This is a genomic window from Streptomyces sp. NPDC002784 (genome assembly GCF_053592135.1).
Genome location: NZ_JBSFVD010000008.1, coordinates 185,253 through 201,309 on the forward strand (window position 1 = coordinate 185,253; position 16,057 = coordinate 201,309).

Sequence of the window (16,057 nt, forward strand, 5' to 3'; positions counted from 1 at the left end):
GTCCCCTCAGCCCGCGAACGCGGCCTTGGCCTCGCTGAACAGCGCCTTGGCGGCGTCGGCCGGCTTGGTCTTGCCCTGGGCGACCTCACCGCCGAGCCGCAGGAACGCCGCCTCGATGACATCGGCGCCGGACGGGTGCGGGGTGATCTTCCCGAGCACGCCCGCCGCGGCGACCTGCTCCTCGTACGCCTTGACACCCTTGTTGGTCTCGTCGGTGGGCGTGAACGCCTCGTACTGCTCGGTCGTGGGGAGGATGCCGCGGTCGTAGCCCATGATCTTGCCGACCTCGGGGTCGTGGACCATGAAGTCGATGAACTGGGCGACTTCCTTGGGGTGCTTGGTCCCGGAGAAGGCGCTGAGCATCAGGGAGCCGAGGTACTGGCCGGTGTCCTTGCCGTCCGTGGTGGGGATCGGCGCCAGCCCGTAGTCCGACTCGCCCTCACCCTCGTAGCGGATGGAGAAGTTGTCCCAGGTGAACTCGGACGCGGCGAGTCCCGCGGACAGGCCGGACTTGGGCGCGACCTGCTCGATCTTCTTGGGGTCGGCGACCAGCCCGGAACGCACGCGCTTGTAGCCGTCCTCCCACCACTGCGTCAGATCGTCCTGGGTGAAACCGAGATCGGAGTCGGTGAAGAAGGCCTTTCCGTTCTGACGCAGATACAGGTCGTAGAGGTACATGATGCCGAAGTAGCCGGTGTCACCGGCGATCTTCAGCTTGTCCTGGATGGTCTGGAGCGCGTCGAAGTAATCGTCCCAGGTCCAGCCGAACTCCGCCTTCACGCCTGCCTTCTCGAAGGCCTTGAGGTCGATGACCAGCGCCATGGTGTTGGCGCCGACGGGGATGCCGAGCTGCTTGCCGTCGACCTGACCGTTCGCCAGAACGCCGTTGCGGAAGTTCTCCAGGCTCAGATTCCCGGAGTCCGCCTGCGACTTGAGATCCATCAGAACGCCGCGCTTGTCGTACTTGCGCAGAAAGCCGACCGCATTCTGGAAAACATCCGGCGGATTCCCGCCGGAGGCCTGCGTCTGGAACTTCTCCCAGAAGGCCGCGTAGTCCGTGAATTCCGGCTTGATCTTGATCTTCGGGTACTTCTTCTCGAAGAGCGCGATCGACTTCTTGATGGCGATGGTGCGCGGCTCGCCACCCCACCAGGCGTAACGGAGTGTCACCGTCCCGTCTCCGGAACCGCTGTCGCCGCCGCACCCCGTCGTCGCCGCCAGACCCAGCGCGGCCGCCGAAGCACCGGCCACCTTCAGGATCGTTCGCCTCTCAACATTCCTGCTGGTTCCCATGGTTGGGCCACCTCCCCGCAGCGTCATTGCCGCCTGCATGAATCGTTTCAAGTAAGCGCTTGCTGGCACAAGTTACGGAGGGCCCCGGGGTGCGTCAATGATTCGGACAGGAATTTCTTGCGGAGGCGGGAGGCGGGGTGGCCGCTCCCGGAGCCGGGCAGCGGCACGTCGTCGCAGGTGGGGCGCGCAGGGTCGGCCGGCCGAACGGAATGCAGGGCGTCGGACGAAACGGCGGCTCGGCCGGAAGTCGTCCTCGCGGGCGGGAGGTCCCCCGCCGCCCCGAACGCCGACGGCCCGCCTGCTGTGCAGCAGACGGGCCGTCGTCCCGGGTGGGCGATACTGGGTTCGAACCAGTGACCTCTTCGGTGTGAACGAAGCGCTCTCCCACTGAGCTAATCGCCCGGGCGCAGGAAGAACATTACCCCATGTCAGCGGGTGCCTGTGACCAGCACCGACGTGGACCGGCCGGCCCCCGCGCCCCCTCGGCGGATCACTGGTCCTCGATCTTCCAGGGCATCACGACGCCGAACTTCCAGAGGTAGAACCCGCCCAGGACGGCCACGATCACGAGGCCGATCGACGTCAGGATGATGTTGCGGCGGCGCACCTTCGGGTCCAGGGCGCGCTGGGCGGCCTCGGTGACCTTGCGCTTGGTCCAGCGCAGCACCAGCTGGGCCCAGACGAACTCGGTCGCCCAGATCGCCATGCCGCCGAAGATCACCACCCAGCCGGGACCGGGCAGCGGCAGCATGACGATGCCGACCCCCACGACCGCGAGGCCGATGATGAAGACGCCCACCTGCCAGCTCAGGTGCAGCAGACGGCGGGCCCTGACGAATTCCGGTGCTCTGGAGCCGAGCGCCCGCTCGCTCTGTGCGCCGTCCACTTCGGTCTCGTTCGACGCCATGGCCACCTCGCCAGGCTCGCTACTCCCCGTGTTCATACGGCCAAACCCTACCGGAGAGAAACGAGTCACCGGAATGGTCGTACCTCGCGAACGGGACGTCGGCCGGAAGAGTTACATAAAGGCACGCAAAACACTCAGAGGGGTTTACAACGGCACCGTAGGTGGCATGTCGATTTCGCCGACGTGCGAATCCCCGAGCGCACACTGAGCGAAAGGCCCTGGCGCTTATGAACACCACGGTCAGCTGCGAGCTGCACCTGCGCCTCGTTGTGTCGAGCGAGTCCTCCCTGCCTGTCCCCGCAGGCCTGCGGTACGACACGGCCGATCCCTACGCCGTGCACGCCACCTTCCACACCGGAGCCGAGGAAACCGTCGAGTGGGTGTTCGCCCGCGACCTTCTGGCCGAGGGCCTGCACCGGCCCACCGGGACCGGCGACGTCCGAGTCTGGCCGTCGCGCAGTCACGGTCAGGGCGTCGTGTGCATCGCCCTGAGCTCCCCGGAGGGCGAAGCCCTGCTCGAGGCCCCGGCACGGGCCCTGGAGTCCTTCCTGAAGCGAACAGACGCCGCCGTGCCCCCCGGCACGGAGCACCGGCACTTCGACCTCGACCAGGAGCTCTCGCACATTCTGGCGGAGAGCTGAAGCGGGGCACCACGAAGCCGCCCGGCGCCGTCGACTCGGGGAGACGGCTCGGGCCCAGGACAAACAACTGCATAGGGTATGCGCCGACGCCGTCACCGTGAGTCACTCACGGGGCGGCGTCGGCGTGCGTGGGGCCGGCCCCGGCGCGGCCTGATCTCGCCGTCCTGGGCGCCATTCGGTTGCCCCCGGCTACCAGGCGCCTGGCGCGACCGTCCCGCCGTCGGCGAAGCTACTACCATCGGCCAGCATCGGCGGGCGCCCCCGCGTCCGACCCTCAGGCCAGGGAGCGAAACGTGCTGATCACCCACGACACCCGGTGCGCCCTCGACGCTGTCGTGGATCTGGTGAACACCGCACCGGAGGACGACGGGACGGAGGAGGCGCTGCCGGATGTCGCGGCCCTCGCCGACTTCGTGCGCCGGCACGAGATCAGCGATGTCGGCGTGCTCTCCGAGCTGGACCTGTCCGCGGTGCGCAAGATCCGGGCCAGGTTCGCTGGGATCTTCGCGGCGCCGGAGGCCCGGAGCGCGGCCGGCCTGATCAACGAGCTGGTCGCCGCCGCCGGCACCACTCCCCGGCTCACCGACCACGACGGCTACGACTGGCATGTGCACTACTTCGCGCCCGGCGCCTCGGTCGCCGACCACCTCGCGGCCGACGGCGGCATGGCCCTGGCGATCTTCGTGGTCGCCGGGGAGCAGGAACGGCTGCGGCGCTGCGAGGCCCCCGACTGCCGGCGCGCCTTCGTCGACCTCTCCCGCAATCGCTCCCGCCGCTACTGCGACAGCCGCACCTGCGGCAACCGCCTCCATGTCGCCGCCTACCGGGCTCGACGCAAGGAGGCAGCGGGCTGAGACCCCCGGCCGCGGGGGCGGACACCGGCGTCGAGCTGGCTGCGGGGCCGGACACCCGCGTCGTAGGACTGCGGGGCCGGACACACACCGCCATCGCGGGGATTCCGGGGCTGGCATACCGGCGTCGTGCGGGATCCGGGGGCGACACCGGCGTCGCGGGGGCTGCTTGGCCGGACACCGGCATCGCGAGGGCTCCGGGACTGGGCACCCGCATCGTGCGGGATTCAGGGGCAGACACCGGCGGCGTGCGGGTCCCGGGGCAGACACCGGCGGCATCGAGCTGGCTGCGGGGGCGGACACCCGCGTCGTAGGACTGCGGGGCCGGACACACACCGCCATCGCGGGGGCTCCGGGGCTGGCATCCCGGCGTCGTGCGGGATCCGGGGGCGACACCGGCGTCGCGGGGGCTGCTTGGCCGGACACCGGCATCGCGAGGGCTCCGGGACTGGGCACCCGCATCGTGCGGGATTCAGGGGCAGACACCGGCGGCGTGCGGGTCCCGGGGCAGACACCGGCGGCATCGAGCTGGCTGCGGGGACGGACACCCGCGTCGTAGGACTGCGGGGCCGGACACACACCGCCATCGCGGGGGCTCCGGGGCTGGACACCCGCGTCGTGCGGGATCCGGGACGGACCCGGCGTCGTACGGGATTCCGGGGCCGGACACCGGCGTCGAGCTGGGTCCGGGACGGGGGCCGGCGTCGACGCGGGCCCCGGCGGGTGGCGCCGGGGGCCGCGGGTACGGCTCAGAGCAGCAGCAGGTCGTGCAGCGCAGCCATGAGCAGCAGACACCCGATCACCGCAAGGAAGATCATCAGCGGTGGCTGGGAAAGGGCGAAGAGGCATCCACGCGGCTCGTCCTGCGGCGGCGCGGTCTCGCTCTGTGTCGTGTCCAGCATCTCGCGGGCGATGATGACGCAGTGGACCCTCCCCGCGCGATCAACACGCCCGGAAGCAGCGGTAGTTCGCCTTAATCCGCAATGTCCGGTCCGGGTCGTGATCGATTACGCGCGGACAGCGACCCACTGTGTCGTTTCAGCCCCTGTGCGGGCCGTCATATGCCGTGCTTCTTGAGGATCGCCTCGATGTCGCTGAAGTCCTCCTGCGGTGCCGCCGCGGGCCTGGCCGTCGGCCGGGAGCCGGAGCCCAGGGTGGGCGCCGAGGCCGCCGGGGCCACCGCCTCGCGCTGCGCGGACCGGGCCTGCTTGCGCTCCTTGCGGGTGCCGCCGCCCCGGCGGCGCTCCACGGCCCGGGTGCTCGCGAAGAGCACCCAGGAGACGCCGAGCACGCCGAAGCCCGCCCAGGCGGCCGGGCTGAACGCGGTGTCCGCCAGCCACTCGACCACGCCGGTCATCACCAGACCCAGCGGGACGAGGGAGTACGCGGCGATCCGGGCCGCGGAGAGGAAACGCTTGCGGTACGCCGTGACCGCCGCGATGCCCAGGCCGGCCGCGGCTACGGCGGAACAGACGGTCTCGGCAATCATCCGGTCCTCCAGACAGGATTCGGTCAGGCGCGGGGCCCTCGTCCCCTCCATCCTGCACCTGCCGGGCCCCGCCGGGCCATGCTCCCGCCGGACATCAGGGACATCTCCGGGTCGGCTCCTCCGCAGGTGCCGGTCCGCTCGGGGATCCCTGATTGGGCCCGGCCGGTACCGGGCTGGGAGACTGAGCCCATGAGCGACTCCTCCCCCGTCCGTCCCGCCGCGCCCGTCCTCGACGTGTGGTGCGAACTCCAGTGCCCGGACTGCCGTACCGCCCTCGACGACCTGCGGGCCCTGCGCGCCCGCTACGGCGACCGGCTGGAGCTCAGGCTGCGGCACTTCCCGCTGGAGAAGCACAAGCACTCCTTCGCCGCCGCGCAGGCCGCCGAGGAGGCGTTGGAGCAGGGCCAGGGATGGCCTTACGTGGAAGCGGTGCTGGGCCGGGTCGAGGAGCTGGACCGTCAGGGAGAGCCCTTCCTGGTCCAGGTGGCCGGAGAACTCGGTCTGGACGCCGAGGAGTTCGACACCGCGCTCGTCGACGGCCGGCACATCCTGATCGTGGACGCCGACCAGGCCGAGGGCAAGGCGATCGGCGTGACCGGCACGCCCACGTACGTCATCGGCGGCGAGCGTCTCGACGGCGGCAAGAGCCAGGAGGGGCTGCGCGAGCGCGTCGAGGAGATCGTGGACCGGCTGCTGGCCGAGGCCGGGCAGGGCTGACCCCTGACTCCGTGCAGGTCCTCGCGCTCAGAGCAGGTTCTTGTACATGGAGTAGCCCACCGGCACATAGCCGAGGGACGCGTACAGGCGCTCGGCCGGGGTGTTGTCCGCGAAGACGTTGAGGCCGATGACCCGCTTCCCGGCGGCCACCGCCTGGCCCTCGGCCAGCAGCATCAGCGTGCGGTCGTGCCCCCGGCCGCGGAACCGGGCGTCCGCCTCGACGTCGAAGACGAACGCCTTGTCCCCCGCCACCGACAGCCACAGCGTGCCGACTGCCTCCCCGACCTGCTCCAGGACGCTGATCAGCATGCCCTCGGTGGCCAGGCCCTGCGGGAGCAGCGTGGACATGTCGCTCAGCGCCTTGGCCCACGCCTGGTCCTCGGGCACGCCGCGGTCGATCCAGCTCTGTGCGTAGTGGGCGTTGCCGTGCTCCACCCACGGCTCGTACTCGGCCTGGGTCATGGGCCGGCCCCGGCTGCCCTCCGGCAGGGCGGGCGGGGCGGTGCCGAGCTGCTTCTCCATGCCGCGGTTGCGGTGGACGTAGCCCAGCGCGGTGGCGAGCCGCAGCGCGGGCCCGCAGTCGCCCGGCACCCTGATGTCGATCCGTGTGCAGCCCCAGCCGCGGGCCACTTCCTCGGCGGCGAGTGCGGCCACGGTGCCCCGGCCGCGCCCGCGGTCCGGCTCCTCGATGCGCAGGTCGCTGATGCGCGCGACGGCCGGCCCGAACAGGGGGTCCGTCGCCAGGTGTATCGCGCCGACGGGACGGCTGTTCACGCACACCTGGAAGTGGCGCGACAGCACCCCGTCGGCGTCTCGCTGGAGCGGCTCGGTCGGCCGCAGGGTCGTGGTCATCACGGGTGTTCTACCCGCGATGGAGGCCCACGTCAGCTTCTTTTCGTCCGGTTCACGGATCTTGGTCCTGGCCGGACCGCTCGTCGAAGATCCGCATGGCCTTGGCGGTCACCGGACCCGGGGCGCCCGGCAGTTCGCGCTCGTCGACGCGGTGCACGGCCTGGACGTCCCGCAGCGTCGACGTCAGGAAGATCTCGTCGGCCCGCTGGAGGACGTCCAGCGGAAGATCGGTCTCCTTGGCGCCCGTCCACTGGGCGACCAGCTCGCGGGTGATGCCCGCCAGACAGCCGGAGCTGACCGGCGGGGTGTGGATCTCGCCGTCCAGGACGACGAAGACGTTGGACCCGGTGCCCTCGCAGAGTTGCCCGACCGTGTTGGCGAACAGCGCCTCGGAGCCGCCCTTTTGGTGGGCGCGGGCGAGGGCGACGACGTTCTCGGCGTACGAGGTGGTCTTCAGGCCGGTGAGCGCGCCGCGTTCGTTGCGGGTCCAGGGGACCGTGATCACGGCCGTGGAGTCGGGGCGGCGGGTGGTCTCCCCGAGGGCGACGACCAGGGTCGGGCCGTGCTCGCCGCGGTCGGAGCCGAGGGGGCCGTGACCGCCGGTGTACGTGATGCGGAGCCGGCCGAGCGGCATCGGGTTGGCCTCGAGGACGGCCGTACAGGCGCGGCGGATCTCGTCGTGGTCGGGGTCCGGCAGGCCGAGGCCGCGCGCGGAGCGGGTCAGCCGGTGCAGATGCCGGGTGAGCGCGAACGTCTTGCCGTCCGTCGCCTTCACCGTCTCGAAGATGCCGTCGCCCACGGTCAGCCCGTGGTCGAAGACGGAGACACGGGCGGACTCGATGTCCTGGAGCCCGCCGTCGAACCAAAGCTTCACTGGTCAGTACCTCGTGTGAGTGTGCCGGGCGCGTCGGGCCGGCCGGGGGTGCGGGGGTCGCTCCCCGGGTCAGCACAGTACGTGAGTGCCTCGCCGTGCACCTCGTACGCCCCCGACGCTACCGCGAGCAGCCGGGACGCCTTCAGCTCGGTCTCCCGCCACTCCCCCTCCGGGTCGGAGCCCCAGGTGATGCCGGCGCCGGTGCCGAAGCGCAGCGCCCCCCGCGCGCGGTCGATCCAGAAGGTGCGGATGCCGACCGCGAGCGCGCCGGTCCCCCGGTCCGCGTCGACCCACCCGATCCCCCCGCAGTACGGGCCCCGGGGTGCCGTCTCCAGGGCGTCGATGATCCTCAGGGCGCTGGACTTGGGGGCGCCGGTGACCGAGCCGGGCGGGAAGGCGGCGGCGAGCAGCTCGGGCCAGCCGGCGCCGGCGCGCAGCTCGCCGCGCACGGTGGAGACGAGGTGGACCAGGCCCGGGTGCTTCTCCACGGCGCACAGGTCGGGCACGGTGACCGTGCCGGTGGCGCAGACGCGGCCGATGTCGTTGCGGACCAGGTCCACGATCATCACGTTCTCCGCGTAGTCCTTCTCCAGCAGGTCCGCCTCGGTGCGGCCGGTGCCCTTGATCGGCCCGGACTCCACGGTCCGGCCGTCCCGGCGCAGGAACAGCTCCGGGGAGGCGGTGGCGATCTCCACGCCGTGCTCCGGCAGCCGGATCGTTCCTGCGTACGGCGCCGGGTTGCCGCGGGCCAGCAGGGCGGTCAGGGCGTCCACGTCGGCGTCGGGGGCGACCGGGGCGGAGAGCACCCGGCAGAGGTTGGCCTGGTAGACCTCGCCGGCCGCTATGTGCTCGCGGATGCGGCGCACGCCCGCGGTGTAGGCGGCGCGGTCGAGGGAGGAGGTCCAGTCGGCCGCCGCGGGGCCGTGCCAGGCGCCGGGCACCGGGGCGGGCACGGGCGACTCCCGGACGTCCCGGAAGCGGGCGCAGGTCAGCCGGCCCTCGAAATCCGCGGCGACGGCCCAGAAGCCGGTGGAGTCCAGGGCCTCGGGGTCGCTGGTGACGTCGAGGAGGCCGGTGGCGAGACGGTCGCCGAATCGGGCCAGGGGAGGGAGGTCGAGCACGCTGTCGAGTCTATGGCGGGTGTCTCCGGGGTGGTCCGGGCATGTCCTCGCGGGGGCTCTGACCACGTCCGGGACCAGGTCGGGCCGGGGTGCGGCGCAGCACGCTGCACAAACGCGTTTTTGTACTGGCCCAGGAATCCGCTAGAGTTCAACACGTCGCCGGGCCGCGCAAGCGGGCCGGAAGGACAGGCGAACGTAGCTCAGTTGGTAGAGCGCAACCTTGCCAAGGTTGAGGTCGCGAGTTCGAACCTCGTCGTTCGCTCGGAAGAGCAAGGGGGATCATCCCGAACCCCCGCACTCCTGGTGGAGTGGCCGAGAGGCGAGGCAACGGCCTGCAAAGCCGTCTACACGGGTTCAAATCCCGTCTCCACCTCCAAGGACGATTAGCTCAGCGGGAGAGCGCTTCCCTGACACGGAAGAGGTCACTGGTTCAATCCCAGTATCGTCCACTGGATCTTCTCCAAGATCCCTACCCGCGCGATTAGCTCAGCGGGAGAGCGCTTCCCTGACACGGAAGAGGTCACTGGTTCAATCCCAGTATCGCGCACGCAGCAGTCGTGATCCTCGGGTCACGGTCTCCCGGACGATTAGCTCAGCGGGAGAGCGCTTCCCTGACACGGAAGAGGTCACTGGTTCAATCCCAGTATCGTCCACGCATCGAAGCCCCCGGCCTTGTGGTCGGGGGCTTCTTCGTGCGTGCTGCCGCTCAGCTGCTCAGTGCTCCCGGCTCGGTGCTCAGCTGGAGAAGAGCATGTGGCCGAAGCTCTTGTGGCGCTTGTGGCCGTAGTGACCGCCGCCGTGCTGCGGGGCACCCCAGGCGGGGGCCGCGGGGGCGGGGGCGGCCGGGTACGCCTGCGGGGCGGGAGGCGCGGGCGGGGCCGGCTGGGACCACTGGGACTCCAGGCGGGTCAGGGCCTCCAGCTCGCCGTAGTCCAGGAAGATCCCGCGGCAGCCGCTGCACTGCTCGATCTGGACGCCGTTGCGGTTGTAGGTGTGCATCGGGGCACGACACTTCGGACACTGCATGGTCGGCTCAACTCCTCGCCGGTCGGTCCTGCTTCGCGTATCGCCAGGACAGACTCTGTCCGGCTGTGGTCGGTTGCACCCTACTTGGCTGATTCGTACGTCAACTCGGGCGGGGTGGACGCGATTCGGTCGCAGGCGTCGATCAAGGACCGCTCGATCTCGTCGAGGGGGCGGCCGGCGTGGGCCGCCTTCGCTGTCGCGGTCGCGGCGGTCTGCACGGTCAGGGCGCGGGCCGCGGTGTCGAGGGCGGGCCAGGGGTCGCCGTCCGGGGGGACGGCCGGGCCGGCCGCGGCGCGGTAGGCGGTGAGGAAGCGGGTCCACTCCTCGGGGGCGAGGAGGCCGCAGGCGTACCAGGCGGCGGGGCGGGCGAGGTCCCAGGCGGGGATTCCGGTGCCGAGGTCGTCGACGTCTATGAGCCGCCAGGGGCCGTGGAGGGCGGGGTGCCGGACGAGCTGGCCGAGGTGGAAGTCGCCGTGGCAGAGGGTGCGGGGAGCGTCGCCGGGCATCGGGGTCTCGGCTCGGGCCCAGGTGGGGAGGGTGTGCCAGGCGCGGAGGACGGCGGCGGTTTCGCTGCCGGCGGGCGCGGTGGCGTTGAGTCGCTCGATGGCTTGGGCGGCCTTGGCGGGGCCGCGCATGGGGGGTGTCCCCGGGAGGGGTGGGTGGCGGTGGAGCTGGGCGAGGAGGGTGGCGGCGGCTTCCCAGGGGGCGGTGTCGGGGTCGTGCGGATCTACGGGGGTCCCGTACGGCCAGCAGGTCACCAGGCGGTCGTGGAGGGGCGCCGGGGAGGGGGTGAGCGGGGGCAGGAGGGTGCCGGGGAGGGCGGCGGCGGTGGCGAGGCGGAGGGTGAGGCCGGCGGGGTCGGTGTTCGGGGGGTGGGCCTTGGCGACGGTGTCGGCATGCCGGACGACGGTGGCGTCGGGGCGATCGGCAAGCGTTTCGGTGGCCCCGCAAGGGCAGGTGGAACGGCGTGTGTGAGCGGTGACGCTGGCGGCACGGGCCAGATCCGGCAAGAGGGGGGTGACTGTCACGGGGCTCCCTGCGGGGGGGGGTGGGTCTGGGGTGAGGGTACGCAGGGGTGGGGTTGAGTGTCGGGGCGAGGGGCGGTACTGGGGTGGGGGCGAGGTGTACGCGGGGGTGGGGATCGAGGTGTACGCGGGGTGGGTTTCGCTCACCCGCGCTGGCTGGGTGCCTCCCGGCGGGGGCGACCCCCAGCGCCCACCCGTGCCGTCCCAACGGCACGACTGCCGCAGCGGCGCGGGTGGGGCGGGACCCCGCCAGCGCGGGCAGCGAGGGCGGCGCCGCTGCCAGGGGCTACGCCTGCATAGGTGCCCGCAGCCGGGGTGGCTGCGGCTGAGGCGGCTTTGGCGAGACCGCCGCCGACGGCACGGCCGCCGAGACGCACGCCTGCCAGTGCGAGCGACTACGCCGATACGAGCTGCGCGGCACGGCAGCAAGACGAGTGCCGTGGGCTACAGGCGGCATGACTGGCCACAGGTGAGGCGGCTACGGCTTCGGCGGGAGGGCTGATGAGGCATACGGCCCGCCCCGGCCGCCCGCAACTGAGGCAGCTGCCGCAGCCCGCAGGTGCGGCGAGACGGCTGGCTCACGGCTACGGCCGTTACGGCGGCGCGGCCGTACGGGCCTGGCGTCGGCTGCGTCGGGGTGACTGGCCGCTGTGGAGGAGCGCCGGCCGGGGATAGGGGGCGGCGGCGTCCGGCATGGCTGGGCGGGTTTGGGCAACAGTAATGCCGGCGCAGCTCCCCAGCTGCGCCGGCATTTGTGCCGTCCGCCGCACCCCCGTCCCCACGGGGTTTCATGGGTGGATGTCCCCGCCCGGACCGCTCTTCCGGGCCTGGGGTCGCCGCTCAGCGCCCCAGCATCACTCCCACGGACGACGCTTGTGTGGCCACTGTCTCCCAGCCGTCGAAGACGAGGAGCAGCAGGGCCGCCAGAGGAAGGGCCATCAGCGTCGCCACCAGCGGGTGGCGACGGCCGTCGCGGCGGGAACGGAGCGCCGTGCGGGTCCGCGGTGCCGTGTAGGCCATGGTCCCTCTCCTGACCGTTCGGTTGTCGTGACAGCGGCGGGTGTCTGACCTCGGGGGACGAGTGCTGCACCCGCCGCATGACCTCAAATCTACGGGCGCGGCCCCTGCCGTACGTCATGCCCTCGTACCGATTGCCGGGCCTCCCGGAGGATGAGCGATGACCCGCTGAGTACTCCCCTGGGTGGAGACGGAGTCCTAGGTCTCGGGGTCTTCCCCGAGGGGTCGCCCGGTGTGCCCCGCTTTCTCCGAGCCGTCCTCGCGCGGCACCGGCTGCTCGACCAGTGCCAGCACCCGGTTCGCCATGAACCGGGCCGTACGGACGACAGTCCCGCTGCGGGTGACTTCGCTCACTTCGACCACGCCCCGGCGTACCGCCGTCTCCACCCGGCGGCCCGCCCTGCTCGCCACCACCTCATAGGTGCGGGTCGTGTCCCCCGCATCCACCACTATCTCCACGCGATCACCCTTCACGGGTTCAATCCCCCTTCTGTGACGGGTGGTTGGGATCACAGGCAACGCTAAGTCGGCCTGTTCTCCAGCTCCCTGACCACCCCTCAAGTCTCCCACCCGGCACTGACAATCCGTCGGGCCGAGAGGGCGCGGCCTCTGCGCGCGGGCGGCCGGGGAAACGTAAGCTGTGGCTCGTCACAGGACCGGGCAGCGGGGATGAACATGGCGATGATGCGCCTGAGGCGCGAGGACCCGCGCGTCGTCGGCTCGTTCAGGCTTCACAGGCGGCTGGGCGCGGGTGGGATGGGCGTGGTCTACCTGGGCTCCGACAAGAAGGGGCAGCGGGTCGCGCTGAAGGTCATCCGGCCCGATCTGGCCGAGGACCAGGAGTTCCGGTCGCGGTTCGCGCGCGAGGTGTCCGCCGCCCGGCGGATCCGGGGCGGCTGCACCGCGCGGCTCGTCGCCGCCGATCTCGACGCCGACCGGCCCTGGTTCGCCACGCAGTACGTGCCCGGGCCCTCCCTGCACGACAAGGTCGCCGACGAGGGCTCGCTGATCGCGGCCGAGGTCGCCGCGATCGGGGCTGCCCTGTCGGAGGGGCTGGTCGCGGTGCACGAGGCCGGGGTCGTCCACCGGGATCTCAAGCCGTCCAACATCCTGCTGTCCCCCAAGGGACCGCGGATCATCGACTTCGGCATCGCCTGGGCGACGGGGGCCTCCACGCTGACCCACGTCGGCACGGCGGTGGGCTCGCCCGGCTTCCTCGCGCCCGAGCAGGTGCGCGGCGCCGCCGTCACCCCGGCCACGGACGTGTTCTCGCTCGGCGCGACCCTGGCGTACGCCTCGATGGGCGACTCGCCCTTCGGGCACGGCAGTTCCGAGGTGATGCTCTACCGCGTGGTGCACGAGGAGCCGCAGCTCCACGGCGTGCCCGACGCGCTGGCGCCGCTGGTGCGGGCCTGTCTCGCCAAGGCGCCCGAGGAGCGGCCGACCACGCTCCAGCTGTCTCTGCGGCTCAAGGAGATCGCGGCCCGCGAGGCGCAGGGCGTCGCCGAGCTGCGGCCGCCCGCGCCCCGCGCCGGGGACGGGGACCGGGCGACCGGACGGCTCACGGAGAGCTACCCGGACCGTGCTCAGCGGCGCCCGCAGGGGACGACTCCCCCGCCGCGCGCCACCGGTCCCGGCTCCCGCGGTCCCGCTCCCTCCCGGAGCGGCGCCGCGCGCGGTGGTCCGGCGCCCTCCTCGTCCGGCCGGTCGGGGCCGCGGCCCACGCCCGCCTCTCGGAACACCGGACGGAACACCGGGCGGACGGGCAGCGGCAGCCGGACCGGCCCGCGCGGCGGAACCCGGCGTACGGTTCCGCGGACCACGGGCACGGGCCGCCGGCCCGCCAACCCTCAGCTGCTGCGCCAGCGGCTGATCGTGTTCGTCGTGGTGACCTTGCTGGTCGCGCTGGGCATCGCCGCCGCCCAGGGCTGCCAGGGCCCGAGCCGGGGACTGGGCGGCGAGCGGGACGTCGTACGGCAGGAGCGGTCGGCCCCGCCCGCGCCGGGTCACCAGCCGTCGGGCGGGGCGCCCATGTCGCAGCGGTACGAGTCGACGTTCGAGGCGTCGGACTAGTCACGCCTCGGGGCGGCCGGTCGCCACCGCGTAGAAGGCGACCGCGGCCGCCGCGCCCACGTTGAGGGAGTCGACGCCGTGGGCCATGGGGATGCGGACCCACTCGTCCGCGGCGACCAGGGCCTGCCGGGACAGGCCGTCGCCCTCGGCGCCGAGCATCAGGGCGACCCGGTCCATCCGGTGCGGGGCGGCCTCGTCGAGGGACCTGGCCTTCTCGTCCGGCGTGAGGGCGAGAAGGGTGAACCCGGCCTCGCGGACCGACTCCAGGCCCTTGGGCCAGCTCTCCAGACGGGCGTACGGCACCGAGAAGACGGCGCCCATCGACACCTTCACGCTGCGCCGGTACAGCGGGTCCGCGCAGTCCGGGGAGAGCAGGACCGCGTCCATGCCGAGGGCCGCCGCCGAGCGGAAGATCGCGCCGATGTTGGTGTGGTCGTTGACCGACTCCATGATCACCACCCGGCGGGCGGTCCCCAGCAGCTCGGTCGCCGTGGGGAGCGGCTTGCGCTGCATGGAGGCGAGCGCGCCGCGGTGCACGTGGTAGCCGGTGACCTGTTCGGCCAGCTCGGGGCTGACCGCGTAGACGGGGGCCGGGAGTTCGTCGATCACATCCCGCATGACGTCGACCCACTTCGCGGACAGCAGCATGGAGCGCATCTCGTAGCCGGCGTCCTTGGCCCTTCTGATGACCTTCTCGCCCTCGGCGATGAACAGGCCCTCGGCGGGCTCGCGCTTGCGGCGCAGTTCTACGTCGGTCAGGCCCGTGTAGTCGCGCAGGCGCGGGTCGGCGGGGTCCTCGACGGTGATGAGATCGGCCACAGGGTGATACTGCCTTGTCGTGCGTGCGGTGCCAACGGCTCGGGAGTCGGTGAGTTACCTCGGGTTACGGCAAGGTCGCCGGGCCGACCTTCACGACCTCGCCGATGACGATGACGGCCGGCGGCCGGACCTCCTGCGCGATGACCGCTTCGGCGGCCGTCGCGAGGGTCGCGTCGACGCGGCGCTGGGCGGCCGTGGTGCCTTCCTGGACCAGGGCGACGGGCGTGTCCGGGGACTTGCCGTGCGCGATGAGCGTCTCGGCGACCTTCCCGATGGTGCCGACGCCCATCAGGATCACCAGCGTGCCGGTCAGCTTGGCGAGGGACGGCCAGTCGACCAGGGAGCGCTCGTCGTCGGGGGCGATGTGGCCGCTGACCACCGTGAACTCGTGCGCCACGCCCCGGTGGGTGACCGGGATGCCCGCGGCGCCCGGGACCGAGATCGAGCTGGAGATGCCGGGCACGACCGTGCACGGGATGCCGGCCTCGGCCAGCGCCTGGAGCTCCTCCATGCCGCGGCCGTAGACGTAGGGGTCGCCGCCCTTGAGGCGGACCACCGACTTGCCCTGCTTGGCGTGCTCGATCAGGGCGTTGTTGATGGCCTCCTGGGCCATGAACCGGCCGTAGGGCAGCTTCGCCGCGTCGATGACCTCGACGCTGGACGGCAGTTCGGCGAGGAGGTCGCGCGGGCCCAGGTGGTCGGTGATGACCACGTCGGCCTCGGCGAGCAGCCGGCGGCCGCGGACGGTGATCAGGTCCGGGTCGCCGGGGCCGCCGCCGACCAGGGCGACGCCAGGGGTGCGGGTGCGGTGGTGGGGGGCGACGAGGGTGCCGTCGCGCAGGCCCTCGACGACCGCGTCCCGGATGGCGGCGGTGTGCCGGGGGTCGCGCCCGCGGGCCTCGGTGGTGAGGACGGCGATGGTGACGCCCTCACTGGTGCCCGTGGCCGGGGTCCAGGCCGTGGCCCGGTCGGCGTCGTCGGAGCGGACGCACCAGACGCGGTGCCGCTCCGCTTCGGCGGAGGCCGCCTGGTTGGCCTCGGGATCGCTGGTCGCGATGAGGGCGTACCAGGCGTCCGCGAGGTCGCCGTCCGCGTAGGGCCGCTGGTGCCAGGTCAGCTCGCCCGCCTCCGCCATGGCCTCGACGGAGGGGGTCACCTCCGGGGAGACGAGGTGGAGGTCCGCGCCCGCCGCGATGAGTGCCGGGAGGCGGCGCTGGGCGACCTGGCCACCGCCGAGGACGACGACCCGGCGGCCGGTGAGGCGGAGGCCTACGGGGTAGGCGGGGTTTTCGGCCATGAGGGTCTGGCTCCCTTTTGCGGCAGTGGTGCGATGCCCTGACGTGCGGATTTTA

Annotated in this window: 17 protein-coding genes and 6 tRNA genes; 9 read left to right on the plus strand and 14 right to left on the minus strand. The window is 72.1% G+C overall.

Annotation, left to right across the window (positions count from 1 at the left end; genetic code table 11):
• Positions 1 to 6 precede the first annotated feature (6 nt).
• The 3 genes from ACWD1Z_RS17605 to ACWD1Z_RS17615 all read right to left on the minus strand — a co-directional run bounded on the left by ACWD1Z_RS17605 (position 7) and on the right by ACWD1Z_RS17615 (position 2,236).
• Complete coding sequence (locus ACWD1Z_RS17605) at positions 7 to 1,293, minus strand: extracellular solute-binding protein (protein WP_451119566.1); 1,287 nt, start codon at positions 1,291 to 1,293, stop codon at positions 7 to 9.
• 330 nt (positions 1,294 to 1,623) lie between these two features.
• Positions 1,624 to 1,695, minus strand: a tRNA-Val gene (locus ACWD1Z_RS17610).
• A gap of 88 nt (positions 1,696 to 1,783) precedes the next feature.
• Complete coding sequence (locus ACWD1Z_RS17615; protein ID WP_451119568.1) at positions 1,784 to 2,236, minus strand: TIGR02611 family protein; 453 nt, start codon at positions 2,234 to 2,236, stop codon at positions 1,784 to 1,786.
• 191 nt (positions 2,237 to 2,427) lie between these two features.
• Here ACWD1Z_RS17615 and ACWD1Z_RS17620 point away from each other — a divergent pair, with 191 nt between their 5' ends.
• Together ACWD1Z_RS17620 and ACWD1Z_RS17625 are read left to right on the plus strand one after the other, a co-directional pair.
• The gene (locus ACWD1Z_RS17620; RefSeq protein WP_004002642.1) at positions 2,428 to 2,841 is read left to right on the plus strand and encodes an SsgA family sporulation/cell division regulator; all 414 of its coding nucleotides are present in this window, start codon (positions 2,428 to 2,430) and stop codon (positions 2,839 to 2,841) included.
• Between the two features lie 293 nt (positions 2,842 to 3,134).
• Positions 3,135 to 3,695, plus strand: a complete 561-nt coding sequence (locus ACWD1Z_RS17625; protein WP_451119570.1) for a CGNR zinc finger domain-containing protein — start codon at positions 3,135 to 3,137, stop codon at positions 3,693 to 3,695.
• A gap of 746 nt (positions 3,696 to 4,441) precedes the next feature.
• Here the strand turns inward: ACWD1Z_RS17625 and ACWD1Z_RS17630 are convergent.
• Complete coding sequence (locus tag ACWD1Z_RS17630) at positions 4,442 to 4,594, minus strand: hypothetical protein (protein WP_176711650.1); 153 nt, start codon at positions 4,592 to 4,594, stop codon at positions 4,442 to 4,444.
• Positions 4,595 to 4,749: 155 nt separating this feature from the next.
• On the minus strand, positions 4,750 to 5,232 hold the full coding sequence (locus tag ACWD1Z_RS17635) for a hypothetical protein (protein WP_451119572.1): 483 nt from the start codon (positions 5,230 to 5,232) through the stop codon (positions 4,750 to 4,752).
• 138 nt (positions 5,233 to 5,370) lie between these two features.
• On the opposite strand from ACWD1Z_RS17635, the gene ACWD1Z_RS17640 reads away from it, so the two are divergent.
• Positions 5,371 to 5,898, plus strand: a complete 528-nt coding sequence (locus tag ACWD1Z_RS17640) for a DsbA family protein (protein ID WP_451119573.1) — start codon at positions 5,371 to 5,373, stop codon at positions 5,896 to 5,898.
• 27 nt (positions 5,899 to 5,925) lie between these two features.
• Here ACWD1Z_RS17640 and ACWD1Z_RS17645 read toward each other — a convergent pair whose 3' ends face one another.
• The 3 genes from ACWD1Z_RS17645 to ACWD1Z_RS17655 are packed head-to-tail and all read right to left on the minus strand — an operon-like array spanning position 5,926 to position 8,745.
• Positions 5,926 to 6,750 carry a GNAT family N-acetyltransferase gene (locus tag ACWD1Z_RS17645; RefSeq protein ID WP_451119575.1) on the minus strand — a complete coding sequence of 275 codons (825 nt, stop codon included), beginning with the start codon at positions 6,748 to 6,750 and terminating at the stop codon, positions 5,926 to 5,928.
• A 52-nt stretch (positions 6,751 to 6,802) separates the two neighbouring features.
• Complete coding sequence (locus ACWD1Z_RS17650; RefSeq protein ID WP_451119576.1) at positions 6,803 to 7,624, minus strand: aminotransferase class IV; 822 nt, start codon at positions 7,622 to 7,624, stop codon at positions 6,803 to 6,805.
• Positions 7,621 to 8,745, minus strand: a complete 1,125-nt coding sequence (locus tag ACWD1Z_RS17655; protein WP_451119577.1) for a chorismate-binding protein — start codon at positions 8,743 to 8,745, stop codon at positions 7,621 to 7,623. Before ACWD1Z_RS17655 ends, ACWD1Z_RS17650 begins: the two co-directional genes overlap by 4 nt.
• Positions 8,746 to 8,934: 189 nt before the next feature.
• Between ACWD1Z_RS17655 and ACWD1Z_RS17660 the strand changes: the two genes are divergently transcribed.
• From ACWD1Z_RS17660 to ACWD1Z_RS17680, 5 genes are all read left to right on the plus strand, one after another.
• A tRNA-Gly gene (locus ACWD1Z_RS17660) sits at positions 8,935 to 9,007 on the plus strand.
• Between the two features lie 40 nt (positions 9,008 to 9,047).
• Positions 9,048 to 9,121, plus strand: a tRNA-Cys gene (locus tag ACWD1Z_RS17665).
• A gap of 1 nt (position 9,122) precedes the next feature.
• A tRNA-Val gene (locus ACWD1Z_RS17670) sits at positions 9,123 to 9,194 on the plus strand.
• 26 nt (positions 9,195 to 9,220) lie between these two features.
• A tRNA-Val gene (locus ACWD1Z_RS17675) sits at positions 9,221 to 9,292 on the plus strand.
• Positions 9,293 to 9,326: 34 nt separating this feature from the next.
• A tRNA-Val gene (locus ACWD1Z_RS17680) sits at positions 9,327 to 9,398 on the plus strand.
• An 82-nt stretch (positions 9,399 to 9,480) separates the two neighbouring features.
• Here the strand turns inward: ACWD1Z_RS17680 and ACWD1Z_RS17685 are convergent.
• From ACWD1Z_RS17685 to ACWD1Z_RS17700, 4 genes are all read right to left on the minus strand, one after another.
• On the minus strand, positions 9,481 to 9,771 hold the full coding sequence (locus ACWD1Z_RS17685) for a TFIIB-type zinc ribbon-containing protein (RefSeq protein ID WP_451119578.1): 291 nt from the start codon (positions 9,769 to 9,771) through the stop codon (positions 9,481 to 9,483).
• Positions 9,772 to 9,851: 80 nt separating this feature from the next.
• Positions 9,852 to 10,799, minus strand: coding sequence for a phosphotransferase (locus ACWD1Z_RS17690; RefSeq protein ID WP_451119579.1), 948 nt, complete (start codon positions 10,797 to 10,799; stop codon positions 9,852 to 9,854).
• An 837-nt stretch (positions 10,800 to 11,636) separates the two neighbouring features.
• Positions 11,637 to 11,816, minus strand: a complete 180-nt coding sequence (locus tag ACWD1Z_RS17695) for a hypothetical protein (protein ID WP_389419282.1) — start codon at positions 11,814 to 11,816, stop codon at positions 11,637 to 11,639.
• Positions 11,817 to 12,011: 195 nt separating this feature from the next.
• The gene (locus tag ACWD1Z_RS17700; protein WP_389419283.1) at positions 12,012 to 12,287 is read right to left on the minus strand and encodes a hypothetical protein; all 276 of its coding nucleotides are present in this window, start codon (positions 12,285 to 12,287) and stop codon (positions 12,012 to 12,014) included.
• A 195-nt stretch (positions 12,288 to 12,482) separates the two neighbouring features.
• On the opposite strand from ACWD1Z_RS17700, the gene ACWD1Z_RS17705 reads away from it, so the two are divergent.
• Entirely contained in the window at positions 12,483 to 13,886 is a 1,404-nt protein-coding gene (locus ACWD1Z_RS17705; RefSeq protein ID WP_451119582.1) for a protein kinase domain-containing protein, read from the plus strand.
• Here the strand turns inward: ACWD1Z_RS17705 and ACWD1Z_RS17710 are convergent, their stop codons facing one another.
• On the minus strand, positions 13,887 to 14,705 hold the full coding sequence (locus ACWD1Z_RS17710; protein WP_451119584.1) for a TrmH family RNA methyltransferase: 819 nt from the start codon (positions 14,703 to 14,705) through the stop codon (positions 13,887 to 13,889).
• A 64-nt stretch (positions 14,706 to 14,769) separates the two neighbouring features.
• Positions 14,770 to 16,002: a uroporphyrinogen-III C-methyltransferase gene (gene cobA, locus ACWD1Z_RS17715; protein WP_451119585.1), complete on the minus strand. Its 1,233-nt coding sequence runs from the start codon at positions 16,000 to 16,002 to the stop codon at positions 14,770 to 14,772.
• Positions 16,003 to 16,057 lie beyond the last annotated feature (55 nt).

What these genes read in the sequence shown, in the direction of transcription:
- cobA (WP_451119585.1), bottom strand. Translation starts at nt 16,002, where the DNA reads ATGGCCGAAAACCCCGCCTACCCCGTAGGCCTCCGCCTCACCGGCCGC.
- ACWD1Z_RS17645 (WP_451119575.1), bottom strand. Translation starts at nt 6,750, where the DNA reads ATGACCACGACCCTGCGGCCGACCGAGCCGCTCCAGCGAGACGCCGAC.
- ACWD1Z_RS17605 (WP_451119566.1), bottom strand. Translation starts at nt 1,293, where the DNA reads ATGGGAACCAGCAGGAATGTTGAGAGGCGAACGATCCTGAAGGTGGCC.
- ACWD1Z_RS17635 (WP_451119572.1), bottom strand. Translation starts at nt 5,232, where the DNA reads ATGGAGGGGACGAGGGCCCCGCGCCTGACCGAATCCTGTCTGGAGGAC.
- ACWD1Z_RS17705 (WP_451119582.1), top strand. Translation starts at nt 12,483, where the DNA reads ATGAACATGGCGATGATGCGCCTGAGGCGCGAGGACCCGCGCGTCGTC.
- ACWD1Z_RS17630 (WP_176711650.1), bottom strand. Translation starts at nt 4,594, where the DNA reads ATGCTGGACACGACACAGAGCGAGACCGCGCCGCCGCAGGACGAGCCG.
- ACWD1Z_RS17620 (WP_004002642.1), top strand. Translation starts at nt 2,428, where the DNA reads ATGAACACCACGGTCAGCTGCGAGCTGCACCTGCGCCTCGTTGTGTCG.
- ACWD1Z_RS17640 (WP_451119573.1), top strand. Translation starts at nt 5,371, where the DNA reads ATGAGCGACTCCTCCCCCGTCCGTCCCGCCGCGCCCGTCCTCGACGTG.
- ACWD1Z_RS17695 (WP_389419282.1), bottom strand. Translation starts at nt 11,816, where the DNA reads ATGGCCTACACGGCACCGCGGACCCGCACGGCGCTCCGTTCCCGCCGC.
- ACWD1Z_RS17685 (WP_451119578.1), bottom strand. Translation starts at nt 9,771, where the DNA reads ATGCAGTGTCCGAAGTGTCGTGCCCCGATGCACACCTACAACCGCAAC.
- ACWD1Z_RS17615 (WP_451119568.1), bottom strand. Translation starts at nt 2,236, where the DNA reads ATGAACACGGGGAGTAGCGAGCCTGGCGAGGTGGCCATGGCGTCGAAC.